20 protein-coding genes are annotated in these 18,169 nt (G+C 56.7%); 9 read left to right on the forward strand and 11 right to left on the reverse strand.

Going from position 1 to position 18,169, the window contains the following annotated elements:
- Positions 1–3 precede the first annotated feature (3 nt).
- Positions 4–693 (forward strand): ribulose-phosphate 3-epimerase, encoded by a 690-nt coding sequence (rpe, locus tag GOW92_RS13800; protein WP_170561173.1) that lies wholly within the window; start codon positions 4–6, stop codon positions 691–693.
- A 25-nt stretch (positions 694–718) separates the two neighbouring features.
- Here rpe and GOW92_RS13805 read toward each other — a convergent pair whose 3' ends face one another.
- Positions 719–2,074 (reverse strand): tetratricopeptide repeat protein, encoded by a 1,356-nt coding sequence (locus tag GOW92_RS13805; RefSeq protein ID WP_170561174.1) that lies wholly within the window; start codon positions 2,072–2,074, stop codon positions 719–721.
- Between the two features lie 521 nt (positions 2,075–2,595).
- Positions 2,596–3,837 (reverse strand): dipeptidase, encoded by a 1,242-nt coding sequence (locus GOW92_RS13810; RefSeq protein ID WP_170561175.1) that lies wholly within the window; start codon positions 3,835–3,837, stop codon positions 2,596–2,598.
- Positions 3,838–4,041: 204 nt separating this feature from the next.
- On the opposite strand from GOW92_RS13810, the gene GOW92_RS13815 reads away from it, so the two are divergent.
- Positions 4,042–4,383 (forward strand): RidA family protein, encoded by a 342-nt coding sequence (locus tag GOW92_RS13815; protein WP_170561176.1) that lies wholly within the window; start codon positions 4,042–4,044, stop codon positions 4,381–4,383.
- A gap of 86 nt (positions 4,384–4,469) precedes the next feature.
- On the opposite strand, the gene tuf is transcribed toward GOW92_RS13815, so the two are convergent.
- The 3 genes from tuf to GOW92_RS13830 all read right to left on the reverse strand — a co-directional run bounded on the left by tuf (position 4,470) and on the right by GOW92_RS13830 (position 8,799).
- The gene (gene tuf, locus GOW92_RS13820; protein ID WP_010441214.1) at positions 4,470–5,645 is read right to left on the reverse strand and encodes an elongation factor Tu; all 1,176 of its coding nucleotides are present in this window, start codon (positions 5,643–5,645) and stop codon (positions 4,470–4,472) included.
- A 113-nt stretch (positions 5,646–5,758) separates the two neighbouring features.
- Positions 5,759–6,352, reverse strand: a complete 594-nt coding sequence (locus GOW92_RS13825; protein ID WP_170561177.1) for a hypothetical protein — start codon at positions 6,350–6,352, stop codon at positions 5,759–5,761.
- Between the two features lie 98 nt (positions 6,353–6,450).
- Complete coding sequence (locus tag GOW92_RS13830) at positions 6,451–8,799, reverse strand: DNA topoisomerase IV subunit A (RefSeq protein WP_170561178.1); 2,349 nt, start codon at positions 8,797–8,799, stop codon at positions 6,451–6,453.
- Between the two features lie 200 nt (positions 8,800–8,999).
- Between GOW92_RS13830 and GOW92_RS13835 the strand changes: the two genes are divergently transcribed.
- The 6 genes from GOW92_RS13835 (at position 9,000) to GOW92_RS13860 (ending at position 13,234) form a co-directional block, all read left to right on the forward strand.
- A complete protein-coding gene (locus GOW92_RS13835; protein WP_254453027.1) occupies positions 9,000–9,611 on the forward strand; it encodes an SH3 domain-containing protein in 612 nt (203 codons plus the stop codon).
- 69 nt (positions 9,612–9,680) lie between these two features.
- Complete coding sequence (locus GOW92_RS13840; protein WP_170561179.1) at positions 9,681–10,508, forward strand: SDR family NAD(P)-dependent oxidoreductase; 828 nt, start codon at positions 9,681–9,683, stop codon at positions 10,506–10,508.
- 80 nt (positions 10,509–10,588) lie between these two features.
- A complete protein-coding gene (locus GOW92_RS13845; RefSeq protein ID WP_170561180.1) occupies positions 10,589–10,792 on the forward strand; it encodes a twin transmembrane helix small protein in 204 nt (67 codons plus the stop codon).
- Positions 10,793–11,365 carry a cob(I)yrinic acid a,c-diamide adenosyltransferase gene (locus GOW92_RS13850; protein ID WP_170561181.1) on the forward strand — a complete coding sequence of 191 codons (573 nt, stop codon included), beginning with the start codon at positions 10,793–10,795 and terminating at the stop codon, positions 11,363–11,365.
- Positions 11,366–11,546: 181 nt separating this feature from the next.
- On the forward strand, positions 11,547–12,305 hold the full coding sequence (locus GOW92_RS13855; protein ID WP_170561182.1) for an electron transfer flavoprotein subunit beta/FixA family protein: 759 nt from the start codon (positions 11,547–11,549) through the stop codon (positions 12,303–12,305).
- The gene (locus GOW92_RS13860; RefSeq protein ID WP_170561183.1) at positions 12,305–13,234 is read left to right on the forward strand and encodes an electron transfer flavoprotein subunit alpha/FixB family protein; all 930 of its coding nucleotides are present in this window, start codon (positions 12,305–12,307) and stop codon (positions 13,232–13,234) included. Before GOW92_RS13855 ends, GOW92_RS13860 begins: the two co-directional genes overlap by 1 nt.
- A gap of 59 nt (positions 13,235–13,293) precedes the next feature.
- On the opposite strand, the gene GOW92_RS13865 is transcribed toward GOW92_RS13860, so the two are convergent.
- Entirely contained in the window at positions 13,294–14,115 is an 822-nt protein-coding gene (locus tag GOW92_RS13865) for a DUF6473 family protein (RefSeq protein ID WP_254453028.1), read from the reverse strand.
- A gap of 162 nt (positions 14,116–14,277) precedes the next feature.
- On the opposite strand from GOW92_RS13865, the gene GOW92_RS13870 reads away from it, so the two are divergent.
- A complete protein-coding gene (locus GOW92_RS13870; protein ID WP_170561185.1) occupies positions 14,278–15,153 on the forward strand; it encodes a 3-hydroxybutyryl-CoA dehydrogenase in 876 nt (291 codons plus the stop codon).
- A 50-nt stretch (positions 15,154–15,203) separates the two neighbouring features.
- On the opposite strand, the gene GOW92_RS13875 is transcribed toward GOW92_RS13870, so the two are convergent.
- Genes GOW92_RS13875 through GOW92_RS13895 form a run of 5 tightly spaced genes read right to left on the reverse strand, consistent with a single transcriptional unit; the run spans position 15,204 to position 18,167 of the window.
- Positions 15,204–16,103, reverse strand: a complete 900-nt coding sequence (locus tag GOW92_RS13875) for a lysophospholipid acyltransferase family protein (RefSeq protein WP_170561186.1) — start codon at positions 16,101–16,103, stop codon at positions 15,204–15,206.
- A 39-nt stretch (positions 16,104–16,142) separates the two neighbouring features.
- Entirely contained in the window at positions 16,143–16,412 is a 270-nt protein-coding gene (locus GOW92_RS13880; RefSeq protein WP_058273259.1) for an HPr family phosphocarrier protein, read from the reverse strand.
- A gap of 17 nt (positions 16,413–16,429) precedes the next feature.
- Positions 16,430–16,822, reverse strand: a complete 393-nt coding sequence (locus GOW92_RS13885; RefSeq protein ID WP_170561187.1) for a PTS sugar transporter subunit IIA — start codon at positions 16,820–16,822, stop codon at positions 16,430–16,432.
- The gene (gene rapZ, locus GOW92_RS13890; protein ID WP_170561188.1) at positions 16,819–17,700 is read right to left on the reverse strand and encodes an RNase adapter RapZ; all 882 of its coding nucleotides are present in this window, start codon (positions 17,698–17,700) and stop codon (positions 16,819–16,821) included. Before rapZ ends, GOW92_RS13885 begins: the two co-directional genes overlap by 4 nt.
- The gene (locus tag GOW92_RS13895) at positions 17,697–18,167 is read right to left on the reverse strand and encodes an HPr kinase/phosphorylase (RefSeq protein WP_170561189.1); all 471 of its coding nucleotides are present in this window, start codon (positions 18,165–18,167) and stop codon (positions 17,697–17,699) included. Before GOW92_RS13895 ends, rapZ begins: the two co-directional genes overlap by 4 nt.
- Between the last annotated feature and the right edge of the window lie 2 nt (positions 18,168–18,169).

The raw sequence follows: 18,169 nt of genomic DNA on the forward strand, positions 1-18,169 counted from the left end.
ACCATGAGCTTTGACCGCAGCATCAAGATCGCTCCGTCGATCCTGTCCGCCGACTTCGCCAATTTCGGCGCCGAGATTCGGGCCATCGAAGCCCAGGGGGCGGATTGGGTCCATGTCGATGTGATGGACGGCCATTTCGTACCAAACCTGACCTTTGGCCCACCCGCCGTCAAAGCATTCCGTCCGCATGTCAAAACGGTGATGGATGTGCACCTGATGATCACCCCTGTTGATCCCTACATTCAGGCCTACGCGGATGCAGGCGCCGACATCCTGACCACACATATCGAGGCAGGGCCGCACACCCACCGAACTCTGCAAGCGATCCGCGCCGCTGGTATGAAGGCGGGCGTTGCTTTGAATCCCGGCACACCGGCCGAAGCAATTGACCACCTGCTGGACCTGACCGATCTGGTTTGCGTCATGACAGTGAACCCCGGCTTTGGTGGCCAAAAGTTCATCGATATGACCAGCAAGGTTCGCAAGCTGCGGTCGATGATCGGCGATCGCCCGATCCATATCGAGATTGACGGTGGCGTTGACCCGAAGACCGCCCCATTGGTGGCTGCAGCTGGTGCGGACGTGCTGGTTGCAGGTTCAGCCGTATTCAAGGGCGGATCGGTCGAAAACCCGGATGTCTACGGTGCCAACATCAAAGCGGTACGCGAAGCGGCGGAAGCGGCGACTGCGTAATCGTTACCTCAGACCAAGTGACGCGTTAGTTGGAACGTTGCGCGTCACTGGTTGTTGCCGATGGGCGGTTGCCATACTGAGCGCGCATCTTGATCGCTTGAATGAACCGCCCTTCTGCCACCAAAGCGGACAGAAAATCACCAAGGTAGTCCTTGTGTAGACCTGAAGCGATAGCCGCATCGAATGCGCTTTCGGCGGCATCGAACCGGTGTTCATCCAGCATCACCAGAGCATTTGTATATTGTTCAAACTCGCCATCGGGATTGAACCCAAGCGCCTGATCGACGGCATCACGGGCCTCATCCGTGTGCCCCATCCATAACGCTATTTCCGCATGCAGACGGTGATCAAACTGGTCGGCACCTTTAAGCGCAACACTGCGTCGAATGTGGAAAAGTGCCGCTTCGTAGTCGAGGTCGTCCGCCAACAGGCTGGCCCGCCAATAAAGCAGATAACTGCTGCCCGACCCTACCCGGCTTTCGGCCAACTCCAGCACCTCGTGCGCCTGCGATCTTTGACCTAAATCCGACAGCGCCCGTGCCTTTCGCACATAACCATCCACATCGTCAGGTTTGGCGGCGATCACTGCTTCTGCGTCTTTCAGCGCCTGTTTGGGCCGATCCAGCATCAGTAGGATCAGGGACCGACGTGATAAAGCGGTCACGAAATCCGGTTTAAGGTCCAACGCCCGGCTTACGTGGGCGAACGCGGCCTCCCAATCGTTTCGTTCCGATAACAGAAAGGCGACGCCGTACTCGGCGTATGGGTCGTACGGGTCTAGGTCGCTTGCGGTCCTGAACAAAGTTAGCGCTTCGTCCTGCCGGTAATGATCAACCAGTGTCCACGCCAGTTCCCGCATCGCCCACGTGTATTCGGGGTTTAGGGCAAGCGCGGTTTGCATCACCTCTTCGAACTCAGCAAAATCCATTTCTCCGGACCGGCGCGCACTGGCGGCCAGACCAGCCATATTGCTTGCATTGGGTTTGCGTGACACAGCCTGCCGAAATAGCGCAACTGCAGCCGCATAATCATCACGATTGTATTTGACCCATGCACGCCCCTGCAGCCCAAGCTCGGCCGTGGGGTTCAAAGCCAGAATTTCGACGAAAGCGTCGTCAGCCTGATCCATATCATCTAGATCATAGTAAGCCCATCCCAGCTTATCCAACATCTCAATGCGCTGCCGATCTGACGCGCCTGCGCCGCCCAGCCCACGCTGACAAATTTCGATGATGCGCTCTGGTGTGTCACTTTGATCCAGACAGGCGGAAACATATGTTTCCTTAGAGTCCGTCAGCAGCGGCTTAGCTTGCGCGACGCCGATCATCCCAGCCGCTGCTATCAGGGAAACCCCGGTGAACTTAGTTAAAGATTTGATCATGCTACCAAAAATCTGAATACCTGCCGCCAGAATACTGACAATTGTGAAAAGAAAAAGGCCGCCCCGAGCGACGCGGCCAAATATTTCGCCAGTGTGCCACTGGAGGGGCGGCGCTATTGCAAAGACTTCTGATTGACCGTCAGCCACGGTTCTTCAACCTGCATTCCCTGATAGATTGCGTGAAAAAGACGTGCACTAGACCTGTTCATCTGAATTAGCCGAGTCCCTCAAGGTCTACACTTAATGCGGTCGTCAAACGGGGCCACAAAATCCGCAAGCTTGCGGACCTTGGTCGGGCCTGTACCGTCCTTTTCGAGATGCTGATCCATCTTGATTGTGAGGATCGGGCCAACTGAACCGAACGGGTCAGCGAATAGCTGAGAAAACGCCGGACGGACCCGGCTAAGCTGCAATTGATAACGAGAGCAACAGAGTATTCAATCCACAGCCCGCAGTTGCCGAAGTTTCAACCACCGCGCCTTAAGTTCGTTTCGCTAACCCAAAAAAAATTACCTCATGCCTCAACGGGTCGGAAAGCGCTGCATGAATTCTTGGCGCATGCGCAAACGTTCCGGATACTCTTCCAGAAACTGCTTCGGCGGCTTTCCTTCCCAGACCTGAGCGTAAACGCGCATCTTGTTGCCACCGTAGATCTTGGCAAGGTCCTCATCCGTGTATCCACGCGCCCAAAGGTCATCTGTGATCGCGGCCAGGATCTTGGCCAGCTCTCCATTGCCAGTCGCGCCTTTGTTGAACGCGTCAATCATGTAACCGCCGTCATCATACATGCTGGCATTTGCGGTCGCGAACTCAACAACAAGTGCGGTCGAAAACATGTCATCGGTCGCGATCCCAACGTGATCCACACCAACCAGCTGCACATAATAGTCGATCATGTCAGCTGCCTGTTTTGGCGAAATGTCGTCTGGCCAGACGCCGTCCATCATCCACTCAGTGAACGTCGGTGAGACGTAGCCACCCGATTTCGCTGCCCGGACAGCTTCATCGTCTGGAATTGCTCGGTAGCAACCGCGGGGTGTTGCGTTCGGCTCGCTCTTATACAAACCCGCTGGCACGGAATGCGTGTAGACAAAAGGAACACCAGGATAATTGCTTTCCATATAATCCATAGCGTCATTGGCAGTGCGAGAGCCCGTGTGGCTAAGATCCAGAAGGATTCCGAACCGAACCATTTCGTCTATGACCGATTTGCCCCAAGGGGTCAGCCCGATGTCATTACCGTTATACGCGGCCAACTGTCCCGACCCGGTCCGGAAGACATCGTTATAGGCCAGGATCATGCTTTTGATGCCCATGTCCTTAAGCAGGGCCATCTTCTTGAGATCACCATTCAAAACGGTCGCGGTCTGACTGTTCCAGATCACCGCGGTTTTGCCCTGTAGATGGGCAGCCTCGATATCCCGTGTTTCGTTTATGATCAGATAGTTTTCTGGTTGCTCAGCCATGGCTGCACGAAAATGATAGTGTTGCTCTAACAGCGTTTCAAAGGACATGTCTGCAGCGGCAAGAGTCATTTCGTGCCCGGTAATCCCGTTGCCTCGTGCGCGGTCAAAATAGGTGTGCAACTGTTCATATTCCGTCCATCCCGTACCGTAAGGACTGGCAAGCATTCCCAGGACGATTGTATCTTGAACGAACTGCTTCGCCTCGTCCGAAGCATCCCATGTCTTGCTTTCTTCGCTGGCCAGGGCCGGAGTTGTGCTTATCACAAAAAGGCCAAGTAGAATTGCGGCTGCTTTCATGGCGGAATTCCCTAATAACGCATTGGGTGATTGCATTCTGCACACTGGGTGGCTTTTTAGATAGTATGAAATGCAATTTTTGAATTTGTTTAAGGATATTTATGACAACCCGTATGAGTTGAGCACAATCTGTTTTCGTTTGCCTTGCTGGTCAGAGTGTGACCATGAACACCCGTATCAAACGCTAATAAATGAGAATGCCCCATGATTGAACGCATCGACACCGGCGAACGCTCCTCAAAAATCGTGAAATACAACGGCGTGGCCTACTTGACCGGGCAAGTCGCAGAAGGCGAGACAATTCAGGAACAGGTCCGGATTTGCCTCGAGAAAATTGACGCCCTGCTCGAACAAGCCGGTTCATCCCGCGAAAAGATGTTGCGGGTGACGATCTGGCTGGCCGATATGAAGGATTTCGCCGGATTAAACGAGGTTTGGAATGCCTGGGTACCCAAGGGCCATGCCCCCGCCCGCGCTTGCGGTGAAGCCAAACTGGCGCGTCCTGAGTTGAAAGTGGAGTTCATCGTGGACGCCGCCTACGACTAAAACGGCACTTTCAGCCTTTGGCTTAGGCAAAAACGAAAAAGGGCGTCCCGAGGGACGCCCTTTCTTTGGATATTCGCTTGCGCGACTTACTCGATGATTTTCGAGACGACGCCGGCGCCCACGGTGCGGCCGCCTTCGCGGATCGCGAAACGCAGACCGTCTTCCATCGCGATCGGGGCGATCAGCTCGACGGTGAAGCCAACGTTGTCACCAGGCATAACCATCTCGGTGCCAGCTGCCAGGGTCACGGTGCCGGTCACGTCAGTTGTACGGAAGTAGAACTGCGGACGGTAGTTCGCGAAGAACGGAGTGTGACGACCGCCTTCTTCCTTGGTCAGGATGTAGGCTTCGGCTTCGAACTTGGTGTGCGGTGTAACCGAACCTGGCTTACACAGAACCTGGCCACGCTCAACGCCGTCACGGTCGATGCCGCGCAGCAGGGCGCCGATGTTGTCGCCAGCTTCACCGCGATCCAGCAGCTTGCGGAACATTTCAACACCGGTACAGGTGGTTTTCTGAGTGTCACGGATGCCGACGATTTCAATCTCGTCGCCAACGTTGATCACGCCACGCTCAACACGACCTGTAACAACTGTACCACGACCCGAGATCGAGAACACGTCTTCGACCGGCATCAGGAACGGCTTGTCAACTTCACGCTCAGGAGTGTCGATGTAGTCATCAACAGCCGCCATCAGCTCTTTGATCTTCTCTTCGCCGATTTCAGGGTTGTTGCCTTCCATTGCGGCCAGAGCCGAACCTGCGATGATCGGAATATCGTCGCCGGGGTATTCGTAGCTGGACAGCAGTTCGCGAACTTCCATCTCAACCAGTTCCAGCAGCTCTTCGTCGTCAACCTGGTCAACTTTGTTCATGAACACGACCATCTTCGGGATGCCAACCTGGCGGCCCAGCAGGATGTGCTCGCGGGTCTGCGGCATCGGGCCGTCAGCTGCGTTCACAACCAGGATCGCGCCGTCCATCTGAGCGGCACCGGTGATCATGTTCTTGACGTAGTCGGCGTGGCCGGGGCAGTCGACGTGCGCGTAGTGGCGGTTGTCGGTCTCGTATTCCACGTGGGCGGTCGAGATGGTGATGCCACGTGCTTTTTCTTCAGGCGCGCCGTCAATCTGGTCATACGCTTTGAAGTCACCGAAATACTTGGTGATTGCTGCGGTCAGCGTGGTCTTGCCGTGGTCAACGTGGCCAATCGTGCCGATGTTAACGTGCGGCTTATTACGCTCAAACTTTTCCTTTGCCATTCCTCAGGCGCCCTTTTGCGATTTGGGGGACCCTTGGTCCCGTGGTTACATCTGCGCGCGCGAGATATTTGGTTCAAAGGGGAAAATCAAGCACATCCTGCGTTAAAAGGTCTTTAGGACGCCGGATTTTGCGTGACCTCGACGGAATCCAGTGGTTGGATCAGGTCCGGGCGCCGGTCAAACCAGCCATTGTCCTTGTGTTCCTCAGCCAGCCACTCTTCTACGCGGTCTGCGACCTTGAGGGCCAGGCCATCCATTTGCTCTTCTCTGGTGCGCGAGTGACCAGACCCCGTGAGTGCGCTTTCACCGGTCGTGTCTTCCAGCACCTGAAACTGTTTTCCTTTGGCCAGGAACTCTTTTTCTCGCACGTCATAAACATTCACCAAAACAATTGCCGTGCTTTTGGGGTTGTAGATCACGGGCACACCCGGAGGTGCCAACATGTATCCTTCCAGGCTGATCCCAATGTCGTATTCCTGAGCGCCCTCATATCGCCCAAGCCGAATATTCACGGCGTTCTGAATGGCGTCTTCCCACTCTTTGGGCGTCGCATCCCGCGATACCGGCCCCTGCCGGGCTTTTTCTGCGAATGCGTAATTGACGCGCAGTTTGAATTCGCCCAGCGACTCGGGCTCTTCATAAACCTGCGTCTGCGTGCACGCGCCAATCAGGGCCAATCCGGCGATAAGGGTCAGTATCCGCAACATGGTCTCGTCTCGATATGCCTGTTTTTATTTGATCTAGCGCACCGATACGGCCTGTGCCAAGCCGTATCGGCAGAAATCCACCTGCAAGTGCAGCTTGATCACGAGAATTTATAGTCGCGAGGGAAGCCGTAGGGTGCCTTTTTGCCAACACTGGCCCTTTTGGCCAACCACTGTGACATGTCCGCCTCGTGCCGGGTCTTGTCTCCACCCATGGACCATTTCAGGCCCTCTTCCCAATTAAAGGTGGTGACGTCAGACAGACCGCCATCCAGTTCCAGCGTTCCTTGCCGTCCGCGCGCCATATTATATTTTTGCAGGCGTACGCCCTTGCCGCGTCCCATTTCCGGCAGCTCGTCTACCGGGAACACAAGGAATTTGCCGTTCTGGGACACCACCGCGACGTGATCGCCTGAAACCGGTTTACAGATCATAGCCGTCTCGTCGCCCTTGACGTTGAGCACCTGCTTGCCGTTTCGGGTCTGAGCCAGCACGTCATCCTCGGGCACCATGAAACCGTTGCCTGCATCCGAGGCGACCAGAAGCTTGCGCCCCGGCTTGTGGATCAGGATGTCGATGATCTGCGCCTCATTCGGCAAATCGACCATCAGGCGCAGCGGTTCTCCCATACCTCGCCCACCGGGCAGGTTGGCGGCGCTGAGCGTGTAGAAGCGACCGTTCGAAGCGAAGACCAGTAGTCGATCAGTCGTTTCGGCGTGGAAGATGAAGCGCGGGCCGTCGCCATCTTTGAACTTCAATTCGCGTTTCAGGTCGATGTGACCGGTCATCGCGCGAATCCACCCCATCTGAGAGCAGACGACCGTGATCGGTTCTCGGTCAATCATCGCCTCAAGCGGGACTTCCTCGACCTGTCCGGCTTCCGCAAATTGCGTGCGACGGGCACCGCCCTCATAGTCCTTGCCAAAGGTTTTCTTGGTCTCTTTCAACTGCTCTGAGATCTTTGCCCATTGCAGGACCGGATCAGCCAGCAGGTCTTCGAGATTGGCACGTTCCAACATCAGCTCATCGCGTTCGCGAACCAGTTCCATCTCTTCCAGACGGCGCAAACTGCGCAGGCGCATGTTGAGGATCGCGTCGACCTGAACCTCGGACAGCTCGCCCTCACCCGGCTTGGGCGAAACATAGTCGGCTTCGCTGGTGGCACGGATATGGTCGATTCCCCAATCCTCGCGCATCAGCGCGGCTTTGGGGTCGTCGTCGTAGCGAATGATGTCGATCACACGGTCGAGGTTCAGGAAGGCGACGATAAAGCCCTCCAGCACCTCCAACCGGTGGTCGATCTTCGCCATGCGGTGACGCGAACGGCGGATCAGCACCTCTTGCCGGTGATCGAGGAAGGCGCGCAGCACCTCCTTCATCGAGCAAACCTTGGGTGTCACTCCGTCGATCAGCACATTCATGTTCAGGCTGAACCGTACCTCAAGATCCGAACTGCGGTAGAGCATCCCCATCAACACCTCGGGGTCCACGTTCTTCGACCGTGGCTCGAGGATCAGACGGATGTCATCGGCAGATTCGTCGCGCACATCGGCAAGGATCGGGATTTTCTTAGATTGGATCAGCTCAGCGATCTTTTCGATCAGTTTCGATTTCTGAACCTGATAGGGAATTTCGGTGACAACGATCTGCCACTGGCCGCGCCCAAGATCCTCGACCTCAAACTTGCACCGCAGGCGGAACGAGCCGCGCCCGGTGCGGTACGCCTGGGCGATGTTCTCGGGCGGCTCAACGATCACGCCGCCGGTCGGAAAGTCCGGACCTGGAACATAGTTCAACAGTGTGTCGTCGCGGGCATCCGGTGTCTTGATCAGATGCAGACAGGCGTCGCAGAGTTCCGAAATGTTATGCGGCGGAATATTCGTCGCCATGCCCACAGCGATGCCACTTGCACCATTGGCCAGTAGGTTCGGAAACTGCGCGGGCAACACGACCGGCTCGGTCAGCGTGCCGTCATAGTTATCGCGGAAATCGACGGCGTCCTCGTTCAGACCCTCAAGCAGCGCCTCGGCGACGATGGTCATCCGTGCCTCGGTGTATCGCGAGGCCGCCGGGTTATCGCCGTCAATATTGCCGAAGTTCCCCTGCCCGTCGACCAGCGGGTAACGGACGTTGAAGTCCTGCGCCAGACGCGCCATCGCATCGTAAATCGCGGCGTCGCCGTGCGGGTGATAGTTGCCCATCACGTCGCCGGAGATCTTGGCAGATTTACGAAACCCGCCCGATGCACTGAGTCGAAGCTCGCGCATGGCATACAGGATTCGCCGGTGAACCGGCTTCAGCCCGTCGCGCGCATCGGGCAAGGCCCGGTGCATTATGGTGGACAGAGCATAGGTCAGATAGCGTTCGCCAATTGCGCGGCGCAGTGGTTCAGCTATCTCGCCCCCGCCTTCGGGGGCCTCCATATTGGGGTCGTCGATCGTATCGTTCATATATGATGTGATACGCCGCAAGCGCGCGCTGGTAAAGCAAGCTGAGCGCATTTTGCTGGGGACAAGTCGCGCTTTTTGCAACAGGGGGAGATAAGCCCCGGATTTCCCCGGTTTTTCGACACAGGGCCGGAAATATGCTAAGCTGTCTTCATTAGACTGCTGCCTATTTCTTGTACCTAACGATTGCCGGGGGATGCGCCATGACGCGCCTTATTGTTTTGACTTTCGCTGCACTGGGTTGGTGCTTTTACGTAATGAGCGGAGGATCCAATTTCGAACCGCGCGGTGTGCGGAGCGATCAGCCTGCGCGCGTTGCCTCTGCATCACAACCAGTGGCGGTCGCACCCGCTAAGGTTGAGGAACTTGTTACCAATGTCGCGGCACGCACCCCATCTGTGCGTGCACAGCCGCAACCCGAAACAGAAGAAATTGTGCAGATCGTGGCCGAACCTGCCAGCCTGCAGGTGTTATCGGGCATCTCAGTGTTCGACGATCAGAGCACAAGCATTACGCTCGCCTCGCTGGAAGATGGCATCACGGGGTTGCGTCAGACCGATGAAACGCCCCTTCCGGACACTTCAGATGCCACTGTGATTCCGGAACCTGAAAAGGACATCCGCGAGATCTCGGGAACGCGGGTCAATATGCGCGATGGGCCCGGCACCATCTATCCAATCATCGGTAAAGCGGCGATCGGACAGAAGGTCGAGGTGCTGAGCGATTCCGGGACCGGTTGGCTGCGCCTACGCGTGTTACCCGAGCAACAGGTCGGTTGGATTTCGGCCTCACTGGTCCGAAAAGTGCAAAACTGACGCTGCATCGTCATTGTCCTGACCCCAACCTCGCAATAGCTTTGACCTGAATTGAGGGTCAGGAAGATCATGCAAAAAACCATTCTTATCACCGGCTGCTCGTCCGGCATTGGCCTGGACGCGGCACACGGTATGCGTGCGCGCGGCTGGCGAGTCTTTGCGTCCTGTCGCCAACAGCGCGACTGCGACCGGCTGCGGGCGCAAGGCTTTGAAAGCCCGCGCATCGACTATACCGACGCCGCCAGCATCGCCTCGGGCCTGACCGAAGTACTTGAGGCCACCGGGGGCACTCTGGATGCGTTGTTCAATAACGGTGCCCACGGCCTTCCCGGTGCGGTTGAGGATTTACCGACCGAAGGGCTGCGCGCGATTTTCGAGGCCAACTTCTTTGGGTGGCATGAACTGACCCGTTTGGTGATTCCGGTCATGCGGGCGCAGGGGCATGGGCGAATCGTGCAGAACTCGTCCGTACTGGGTCTGCTGGCCATCCCATGGCGCGGTGCTTATGTCGCCACGAAGTATGCCATTGAGGGTTTGACCGACACGATGCGCCTTGAGCTGGCCGACACCGAGATCAAAGCGATCCTGATCGAACCCGGCCCGATCACATCGAAAATCCGCGAGAATTCTATCCCTTTCTTTGAACGTTTCATCAATTGGGAAAACTCAGCCCTGCGGGAAAGGTACGAGTCTTCGCTGTTGAAAAGATTGTATGAATCGTCGGGGCCGGACCGGTTCGAACTGCCTGCATCTGCGGTGACAGAAAAGCTGGCCCACGCGGTCGAATCAAAAAAGCCGCGCGCGCGATACTATGTCACGACACCGACCTATATCGCCGGCTACCTGCGCCGCCTTTTGCCGACCCGCACCATCGACCGTATTCTGTCGGACGTCTGAGGCGAAATAACCCGTTCGCTTTTCATGTACATGAGGCTAGATGATAGCCCAACGAAACAAGAAACGCGGACGGTGTGCTTATGGACCTTTTGATGGTCATTTTGCTGTTGGCCATGGCGGCGGTTGTCGTCGTGCTGGCGATCGGCATCTCCAATTTCGGCAAAAGCGGCAAAGCTGCGGCGATGAAAAGCAACAAGATGATGCGCCTGCGCATCCTGTTTCAGTTCATTGCCGTGCTGCTGATCGTGCTCTACGTCTACCTGCGCGGACAAGGAGTTCAATAAATGGTCGTACTGAACAAGATCTACACGCGCACCGGTGATGACGGTAAAACAGCGCTGGGCAACGGTGAACGTGTCGCCAAATACTCGGGTCGAGTGGCAGCCTATGGCACGGTTGACGAACTGAACGCCTTTGTCGGCGTTGCGCGGACCGAGGCGGTTGGCGATGTCGATGCAGCGTTGGCGCGTATTCAAAATGACCTTTTCGATCTGGGCGCGGATTTCTGTCGCCCCGACATGGAAAAAGACGCCGAGGCTGATTACCCGCCCCTTCGCATCGTTGCATCTCAGATTGATCGGCTGGAAGCCGAGATTGACGTGATGAATGAAACGCTGGAGCCGCTGCGAAGCTTTATCCTGCCCGGTGGCTCACGTTTGGCGGCGCATCTGCATGTTTGTCGAACCGTATCCCGCCGCGCCGAACGACTGGCGGTCGAACTGACCAATATGGAACCCGTAAACGCGGTCGCGGTAAAATACCTCAACCGCCTGAGTGACTGGTTTTTTGTCGCCGCCCGCTGCGCCAACGAAAACGGTACCGCGGACGTTTTGTGGGTTCCCGGCGCCAACCGCTGAGCACTTTCAAAGCAATAAAATTTCACGCCGCTGCGTCAAAATACACAAAACGCGACGTCTCAAGTTCATGACGTGACGATTTTGCCCTGTTGCAGCATGAATTGAGACGCTATTCAGTCGTCCGAGAGCATTGGTGGAGTCGCGACGCGGCTTACCGTTTTTTGTGAGGAGCAAGCGCAAAATGAAGGTACTCGTGCCTGTCAAACGCGTGATTGACTATAATGTGAAGGTCCGCGTCAAAGCGGACGGTAGCGGTGTCGATCTCGCCAATGTCAAAATGTCGATGAACCCATTCGACGAGATTGCAGTAGAAGAGGCGATTCGCCTGAAAGAAGCAGGAAAGGCTGATGAAGTCGTTGCTGTTTCGATCGGCGTGAAGCAGGCGCAGGAAACCCTGCGCACCGCATTGGCCATGGGCGCTGACCGCGCCATTCTGGTTGTAGCCGCCGATGACGTTCACACCGATATCGAGCCGCTGGCCGTTGCCAAGATCCTGGCCAAAGTGGTCGAGGAAGAGCAGCCCGGAATCGTTCTGGCGGGCAAGCAGTCGATTGACAACGACATGAACGCGACAGGCCAGATGCTGTCTGCCCTGTTGGGCTGGAGCCAAGGTACCTTCGCGTCCGAGCTGGACATCGAAGGCGATAGCGCCAAGATCACCCGCGAGGTTGACGGCGGCCTGCAGACCATCAGCGTCAAGATGCCAACCATCGTGACTGTTGACTTGCGCCTGAACGAGCCGCGTTATGCGTCCCTGCCGAATATCATGAAGGCGAAGAAAAAGCCGCTGGACGAGAAAACCGCCGCCGATTACGGCGTCGACGTCACGCCGCGTCTGGAAATCGTCAAGACCGAAGAGCCGCCGGCACGTGCCGCCGGTATCGTCGTGGGCTCGGTTGATGAGCTGGTCGAGAAACTCAAAGAAGCGGGGGCTGTGTAATGGCTGTTCTTCTTCTCGCAGAAGTCAACAATGGCGAACTGGCGATGGACGCCACCGCCAAGGCTGTCACCGCCGCCAAGGCGCTGGGTGACGTGACCGTTCTGGCCGCGGGCGGGTCTGCCGCTGCTGCCGGTGAGGCCGCCGCCAAGATCGACGGCGTGTCCAAGGTTCTGGTTGCCGAAGACGCATCGCTGGGTCACCGCCTGGCGGAATCGACCGCAGCCCTGATCGTGGGTCTGGCCGATGGCTATGAGCACATCGTGGCACCGGCAACAACCGACGCTAAGAACGTGATGCCCCGCGTTGCCGCCCTGCTGGACGCGATGGTGATCTCGGATGCATCCGGCGTGGTTGACGGTTCGACATTCGAGCGTCCGATCTACGCAGGCAACGCGATCCAGACAGTAAAATCGAACGACGCCAAGAAAGTCGTCACCTTCCGTACCGCGTCCTTTGACGCGGCCGGCGAAGGCGGCTCGGCTGCGGTCGAAACCATCTCGGTTGGCGACAACCCGGGCCTGTCCGAGTGGGTCGAGGACAAGGTTGCCGAAAGCGACCGTCCGGAACTGACCTCGGCTGGTGTTGTTGTCTCGGGCGGCCGTGGTGTCGGCTCGGAAGAGGACTTCAAACTGATCGAAACCCTGGCTGACAAGCTGGGTGCCGCTGTTGGCGCATCACGCGCGGCCGTTGACTCGGGCTATGCCCCGAACGACTGGCAGGTGGGTCAGACCGGTAAAGTCGTTGCACCCGACCTCTATGTCGCTGTCGGTATCTCGGGCGCGATCCAGCACCTAGCTGGCATGAAGGACTCGAAAGTTATCGTTGCAATCAACAAAGACGAAGAAGCGCCAATCTTCCAGGTCGCAGACTTCGGACTGGTTGCAGACCTGTTCCAGGCCGTGCCGGAACTGACCGAAAAACTCGGCTGAGCACTCGCCTAGCTTTTTCATCTGAATTTTGAAAAGGCCCGCTATTTGGCGGGCCTTTTTCAATGCAGATTGCGTATTGGCCCCATCAATTTAGCCGCAATCGCCCGATGCGCCGCTGGTCCAATCATATGCTCTGCCATTGGCTGTTGTAGAGTACCAAACAGCATATCCTCAATCTCATCAGACCGTCCGCACACTTGTGTTTTGACGTCGACGGTGTCGGCGCAGAGCGTACTGACAGCCGCAATCATCTGATCCGTGACACCAACGTAGGCCAAATCAGAGGGATGCTCGCCCAATTCCCCTTGAAGCACTTGAAGACGCAAGAGGATCACAGGGGTTTCCAGACCTTGCAGGAATTCACCGATCTTCCGGATCCAGTTCCTGCGCAATTCATCCAGAACGACTTCAAAGCGCGCGTCGCGAATCTTATTCAGGCAGGTCATCAGGTGGCGCACGAAATGCACCTCGGTGAAGTCGATTTCAGGGTAGAGCCCAATCAGATCCTCGGTCGGTGCCAGAACCCGGTCATTGCGCCTGCGATGAACGCGGTAGAAATGGTTGGACTGCCCCAGAAGTCCTGGCGCCTGCAGGACACACAGATCTGCACCCCTTAGCAATTCACGCAGCGCTTTATCCTGGTACAGCGCTTCGACACCGCTGAACAGGCATCCAAAATTCAGGACCCGCATTTCAAGCCCGACTTCGAGAATCGCTGGGAATGGCCTGTCGACGAAACGCCCGAATGTCTCATCCCCACCAACGCAGGCGGCATAAGGTTGATCCAGAACACGCCGCGTGCCGCGAAACCACATCCGCGAACCTTCGTACTGACATACCTCATGCCCGGGTCCCCCCGAGCTTGTTTGATGATAGCTCATATGACTCACCCATTATTCACCCGGTTGCCATCTTGCAGCCCCACGTCTTGAGAAAATCCTAATGTGCGCATTTGAAGCAAATTCGAACGGCCTGATCCCCTTGCCGCCCGCCCCGTTCTGTCGATACTGTCGCCGTATCCCGAGACACAAAGGCACCTGAACATGGATGTAAAATCGGTCGGAGTGATTGGCGCAGGTCAGATGGGCAATGGCATTGCTCATGTTCTTGCGTTGGCAGAGTATGACGTTCTGCTCAACGATGTGTCGCAGGACGCGCTGGATAGCGCCATCGCGACGATTGAGGGCAACCTTGCGCGTCAGGCATCGCGTGGAAAAATCTCGGACGACACGATGCAAGCCGCATTGGGTCGGATCAACACGACATTGGAACTGCCTCAATTAGGCCAGACCGATTTGGTGATCGAGGCCGCAACCGAACGGGAAGCGATTAAGCAGGCGATTTTCGAAGACCTGCAGCCGCATCTTCTGCCCCATACGATTCTGACATCCAACACGTCGTCTATCTCGATTACACGGCTGGCGAGCCGAACAGATCGGCCGGAGCGGTTCATGGGGTTCCACTTCATGAATCCGGTGCCCGTAATGCAGTTGGTTGAGCTAATCCGTGGTATTGCCACGGATGAAGAAACGTTCCGCTCTTGCAAGGCGGTTGTGGACCGATTGGGCAAAACGGCGGCAAGCGCGGAAGATTTCCCGGCCTTCATCGTGAACCGCATCCTGATGCCGATGATCAATGAGGCCGTATACACCCTGTACGAAGGGGTCGGCAGCGTGCAGTCGATTGATCAGTCGATGCGGCTGGGCGCAAACCACCCGATGGGTCCATTGGAACTGGCGGATTTCATCGGGCTGGACACGTGTCTGGCGATCATGAACGTGTTGCACGACGGGCTGGCAGACACCAAGTACCGGCCCTGTCCACTGTTGACGAAATATGTCGAAGCCGGCTGGCTGGGGCGCAAAACCGAGCGCGGGTTTTATGACTACAGAGGTGAAACGCCGGTTCCAACGCGCTAGAGGGGGCCTGCCCCCTCACTCGGCATGTTATCAGCCAGATGAAACACGGCTCACGGATTGAGTGATTTGCCCAGCGCCATTGTACGCTTTCTGAGCCATGCCATGAAACCGCGCGGGTCACTTTCCAACAGCTTCATATCCTGATCCGAGATCGGCTCTCCGATCACTGGGGATTGCGGCTTGTTGCAAGAGCGGACAATTTCGTGCAGCAACAGCCCTTGGCGTAGGATCGGCGATAGCTTGTTGGCAATCTGATAGGCACGCGAATTGCTGCCGGGGAAGAAAATCGGAACCACCTGCGCGCCAGACCGGCGAATCATCTTGGCGGTAAATACATTCCATTCCTGTTCTTGCGCAGGCCCGAACCAGTCATCCGAGGACATCACCACGCCTGACGGGAATAGCGCAACCACGCCACCTTCCTTCAGGTGTTCCATCGCTTTGCCGCGCATTTCTAGCATTTTGGTTTGAGCTTCGGGGTCGTGCGGGAAGGGAACAGGAATCATGAAAGAGGTCGCTGCCTCGTCCAACCCGGTCAGGACAGAACGGGTCAGGATACGATAGTCATTGCGAACTTGTCCGATCAGTTCGGCCAGAATCATACCATCGACCATGCCATGCGGGTGGTTGGCCACGACAACTACGGGTCCGGTTTTCGGAATATTTGCAAACTGTTCCTTCGGAGTGGTGAGGTTGATGCCCATAACCTCAAGCGCGCCGCCCCAGAACCGCTGACCGCGATAGTATTCGTTCTTCTTCTCGAACTTGTTGACCATTCGCAGGATAGTCAGCTTACCCGTACACCATTCAATGGCGCGGATGGCTGTAGACGTCCAGGCATCGTCGAAGGAGTTCGCGTAGGTCAGGGTTCTACGGTCGTAGATTTCGCCCTGATCTTCCGTCCCGTCCACCACCGGGCCTGTCTTGGTCTCGTGCGTCGTTTCAGCCAATTCCTGGTCTTCCCGTTCTTCATGTCGCGACCGACAGGATCAGAACCCTTCGCCGAACTTGCCGTTCACAAGGGTTTCCAATGCATCCGCCAACGCCTCAGCATCCGGTCCGGACGTCTCGACGTCAATAGTCGTTCCGCGAGAGGCTGCCAACATCAAAAGACCCATGATGCTGTCGCCTGATGCAGAAAGCCCATCTTTGGACACCTCTGCCTGCGCGTCAAACCCTTCCACGACCTCGACCAACTTGGCAGAGGCGCGGGCGTGCAGACCTTTTTCATTGATTATTTTCAAGCTTCGGTTGGTCATTCTTAATCAATCCGGTCTTAATCCAACGTCACATTCTGGGCATTAATGTACTTACGTCCAGCCTCCATCGCCCGCCGGACCGCATCCCCGATCGGCAGGTGGCGACTTTTAGCCAGTTTGATCAGCATAGGCAGATTTGCCCCGTAAAGAATACGGCGATCCTGCGGTGTGCAGGCCTTGAGACTCAGATTCGAAGGGCTACCGCCAAAGAGATCCGTGACGACGACCACTCCGTCCCCGACATCGACACCGTCTGCGGCGGTGCAGATTTCCGACTGCTTGGCTTCCCGGTCATGGTCAGCCTCAATCGAGATCGCCGCCAGGCCTGGTTGCTTTCCGACCACATGTTGCATTGCGGCCAGATACTCCTGAGCCAGCCCGCCATGTGCTACGAGTACGATCCCGATCAATCCGGCCTCTCATTCAACGATCGACGTTCCATTTCGCGGTGCCTAATTGCCACTTGCTGCCCCTCCTGTGCAAGGGCCTTTGCGACCGCTTCTGCAGTTGCGACCGATCTGTGTTGCCCTCCGGTACACCCGAAGGCCACGGATAGGTGCGCTTTACCTTCGGCGCGATATGCCGGCAGCAGTGTTTGCAACAGATCGACAACGCGGTCGAAGAACGGTGCATAGTTTTCGTCTGACTGAACGTAGCGCGCGACATCCGGGTTTCGACCGTCTTCCGCGCGCAATTCCGCCCGCCAATACGGGTTGGCAAGAAACCTGCAGTCAAAAACCATATCCAACCCGTGTGGCAAACCCCGCTTGTATGAAAAGGACTCGATCGACACCGCTAAATGCCGGCCGCCTTCCGGAGCGAACCAGTGTTCGACCTCCTTGCGCAGCTGGTGAACGTTTAGCTGGCTGGTATCGATCAGAATGTCGGCGATTTCACGGATCGGGGCCAACAGCTCTTTTTCCTGCAGCACACCGGATTCTGGACCGGCATTGGCCGCAACGGGATGGCGCCGTCGGGTTTCCGAAAACCGGCGCAGCAGCACTTCGTTTCGGCAATCAAGATAGAGAATCGTGAGCTCCACCCGCTCTGTCCGCCGCAGCCGCATCACAAGATCAATGAACCCAATTGTCGAGAAATCGCGATTTCGTGCATCAATGCCTAGGGCCATCGGCCGATCGTTTTCTGAACCGTCCAGCAAGCGCATCATCAAACCCATCGGCAAGTTATCGATTGCCTCGAAGCCCAAATCCTCAAGCACACGGATCGCCGTTGTACGCCCAGCACCCGAAGGGCCTGTGACCAGAACGATACGCCGTTGTTGTTTCATTTGCTGGGCCATTCCGGGTTCACACGTCCCATTTTCATCAATTGCATCAATGCTGATGCCAAATTGGGTACGCCATGCCCGCGAAGCAAGGGAACAGTTTGCCCCAGGGTTCGGATCGAGGTCGGATCAGGCAATCGCGCTTTTTCCTGAAGGTCAAGGTCCACCACATAGCGCAAACCCACGGGTCCCACCGGTGATGCGCGTAACAGTCCGATACCGCGGGCCTCAATTACGCCGCGGATGTTCGGGGCTGCATCGGCTGTCACCTCGCCGCCATTGCTTCGCAAAGCCACGCGGTCATCGCCAACAAGTTCAGCGCCCAAAGCGATCATCTGCAAGCCCAACGCGGACTTACCCGCCCCTGATGCGCCGACAATCAGCAAACCCCGCCCAACAACAGCAACGCAGCTGGCATGAATTATGGCATTTTCCTGTTTTTCCAGATCATAGATTGTCGGGGCGCTCATAA

Source organism: Ruegeria atlantica (assembly GCF_013032505.1).
Taxonomy (GTDB): domain Bacteria; phylum Pseudomonadota; class Alphaproteobacteria; order Rhodobacterales; family Rhodobacteraceae; genus Ruegeria; species Ruegeria atlantica_F.

Excerpts from the sequence above, each read along its gene's own strand:
- GOW92_RS13880 (WP_058273259.1), bottom strand. The coding sequence starts at position 16,412 with ATGACCAACCGAAGCTTGAAAATAATCAATGAAAAAGGTCTGCACGCC.
- GOW92_RS13895 (WP_170561189.1), bottom strand. The coding sequence starts at position 18,167 with ATGAGCGCCCCGACAATCTATGATCTGGAAAAACAGGAAAATGCCATA.
- GOW92_RS13845 (WP_170561180.1), top strand. The coding sequence starts at position 10,589 with ATGGACCTTTTGATGGTCATTTTGCTGTTGGCCATGGCGGCGGTTGTC.
- GOW92_RS13850 (WP_170561181.1), top strand. The coding sequence starts at position 10,793 with ATGGTCGTACTGAACAAGATCTACACGCGCACCGGTGATGACGGTAAA.
- GOW92_RS13810 (WP_170561175.1), bottom strand. The coding sequence starts at position 3,837 with ATGAAAGCAGCCGCAATTCTACTTGGCCTTTTTGTGATAAGCACAACT.
- GOW92_RS13855 (WP_170561182.1), top strand. The coding sequence starts at position 11,547 with ATGAAGGTACTCGTGCCTGTCAAACGCGTGATTGACTATAATGTGAAG.
- GOW92_RS13865 (WP_254453028.1), bottom strand. The coding sequence starts at position 14,115 with ATGAGCTATCATCAAACAAGCTCGGGGGGACCCGGGCATGAGGTATGT.
- GOW92_RS13830 (WP_170561178.1), bottom strand. The coding sequence starts at position 8,799 with ATGAACGATACGATCGACGACCCCAATATGGAGGCCCCCGAAGGCGGG.
- GOW92_RS13835 (WP_254453027.1), top strand. The coding sequence starts at position 9,000 with ATGACGCGCCTTATTGTTTTGACTTTCGCTGCACTGGGTTGGTGCTTT.
- tuf (WP_010441214.1), bottom strand. The coding sequence starts at position 5,645 with ATGGCAAAGGAAAAGTTTGAGCGTAATAAGCCGCACGTTAACATCGGC.
- rapZ (WP_170561188.1), bottom strand. The coding sequence starts at position 17,700 with ATGAAACAACAACGGCGTATCGTTCTGGTCACAGGCCCTTCGGGTGCT.
- GOW92_RS13825 (WP_170561177.1), bottom strand. The coding sequence starts at position 6,352 with ATGTTGCGGATACTGACCCTTATCGCCGGATTGGCCCTGATTGGCGCG.
- GOW92_RS13805 (WP_170561174.1), bottom strand. The coding sequence starts at position 2,074 with ATGATCAAATCTTTAACTAAGTTCACCGGGGTTTCCCTGATAGCAGCG.
- GOW92_RS13870 (WP_170561185.1), top strand. The coding sequence starts at position 14,278 with ATGGATGTAAAATCGGTCGGAGTGATTGGCGCAGGTCAGATGGGCAAT.
- GOW92_RS13815 (WP_170561176.1), top strand. The coding sequence starts at position 4,042 with ATGATTGAACGCATCGACACCGGCGAACGCTCCTCAAAAATCGTGAAA.
- GOW92_RS13840 (WP_170561179.1), top strand. The coding sequence starts at position 9,681 with ATGCAAAAAACCATTCTTATCACCGGCTGCTCGTCCGGCATTGGCCTG.
- rpe (WP_170561173.1), top strand. The coding sequence starts at position 4 with ATGAGCTTTGACCGCAGCATCAAGATCGCTCCGTCGATCCTGTCCGCC.
- GOW92_RS13860 (WP_170561183.1), top strand. The coding sequence starts at position 12,305 with ATGGCTGTTCTTCTTCTCGCAGAAGTCAACAATGGCGAACTGGCGATG.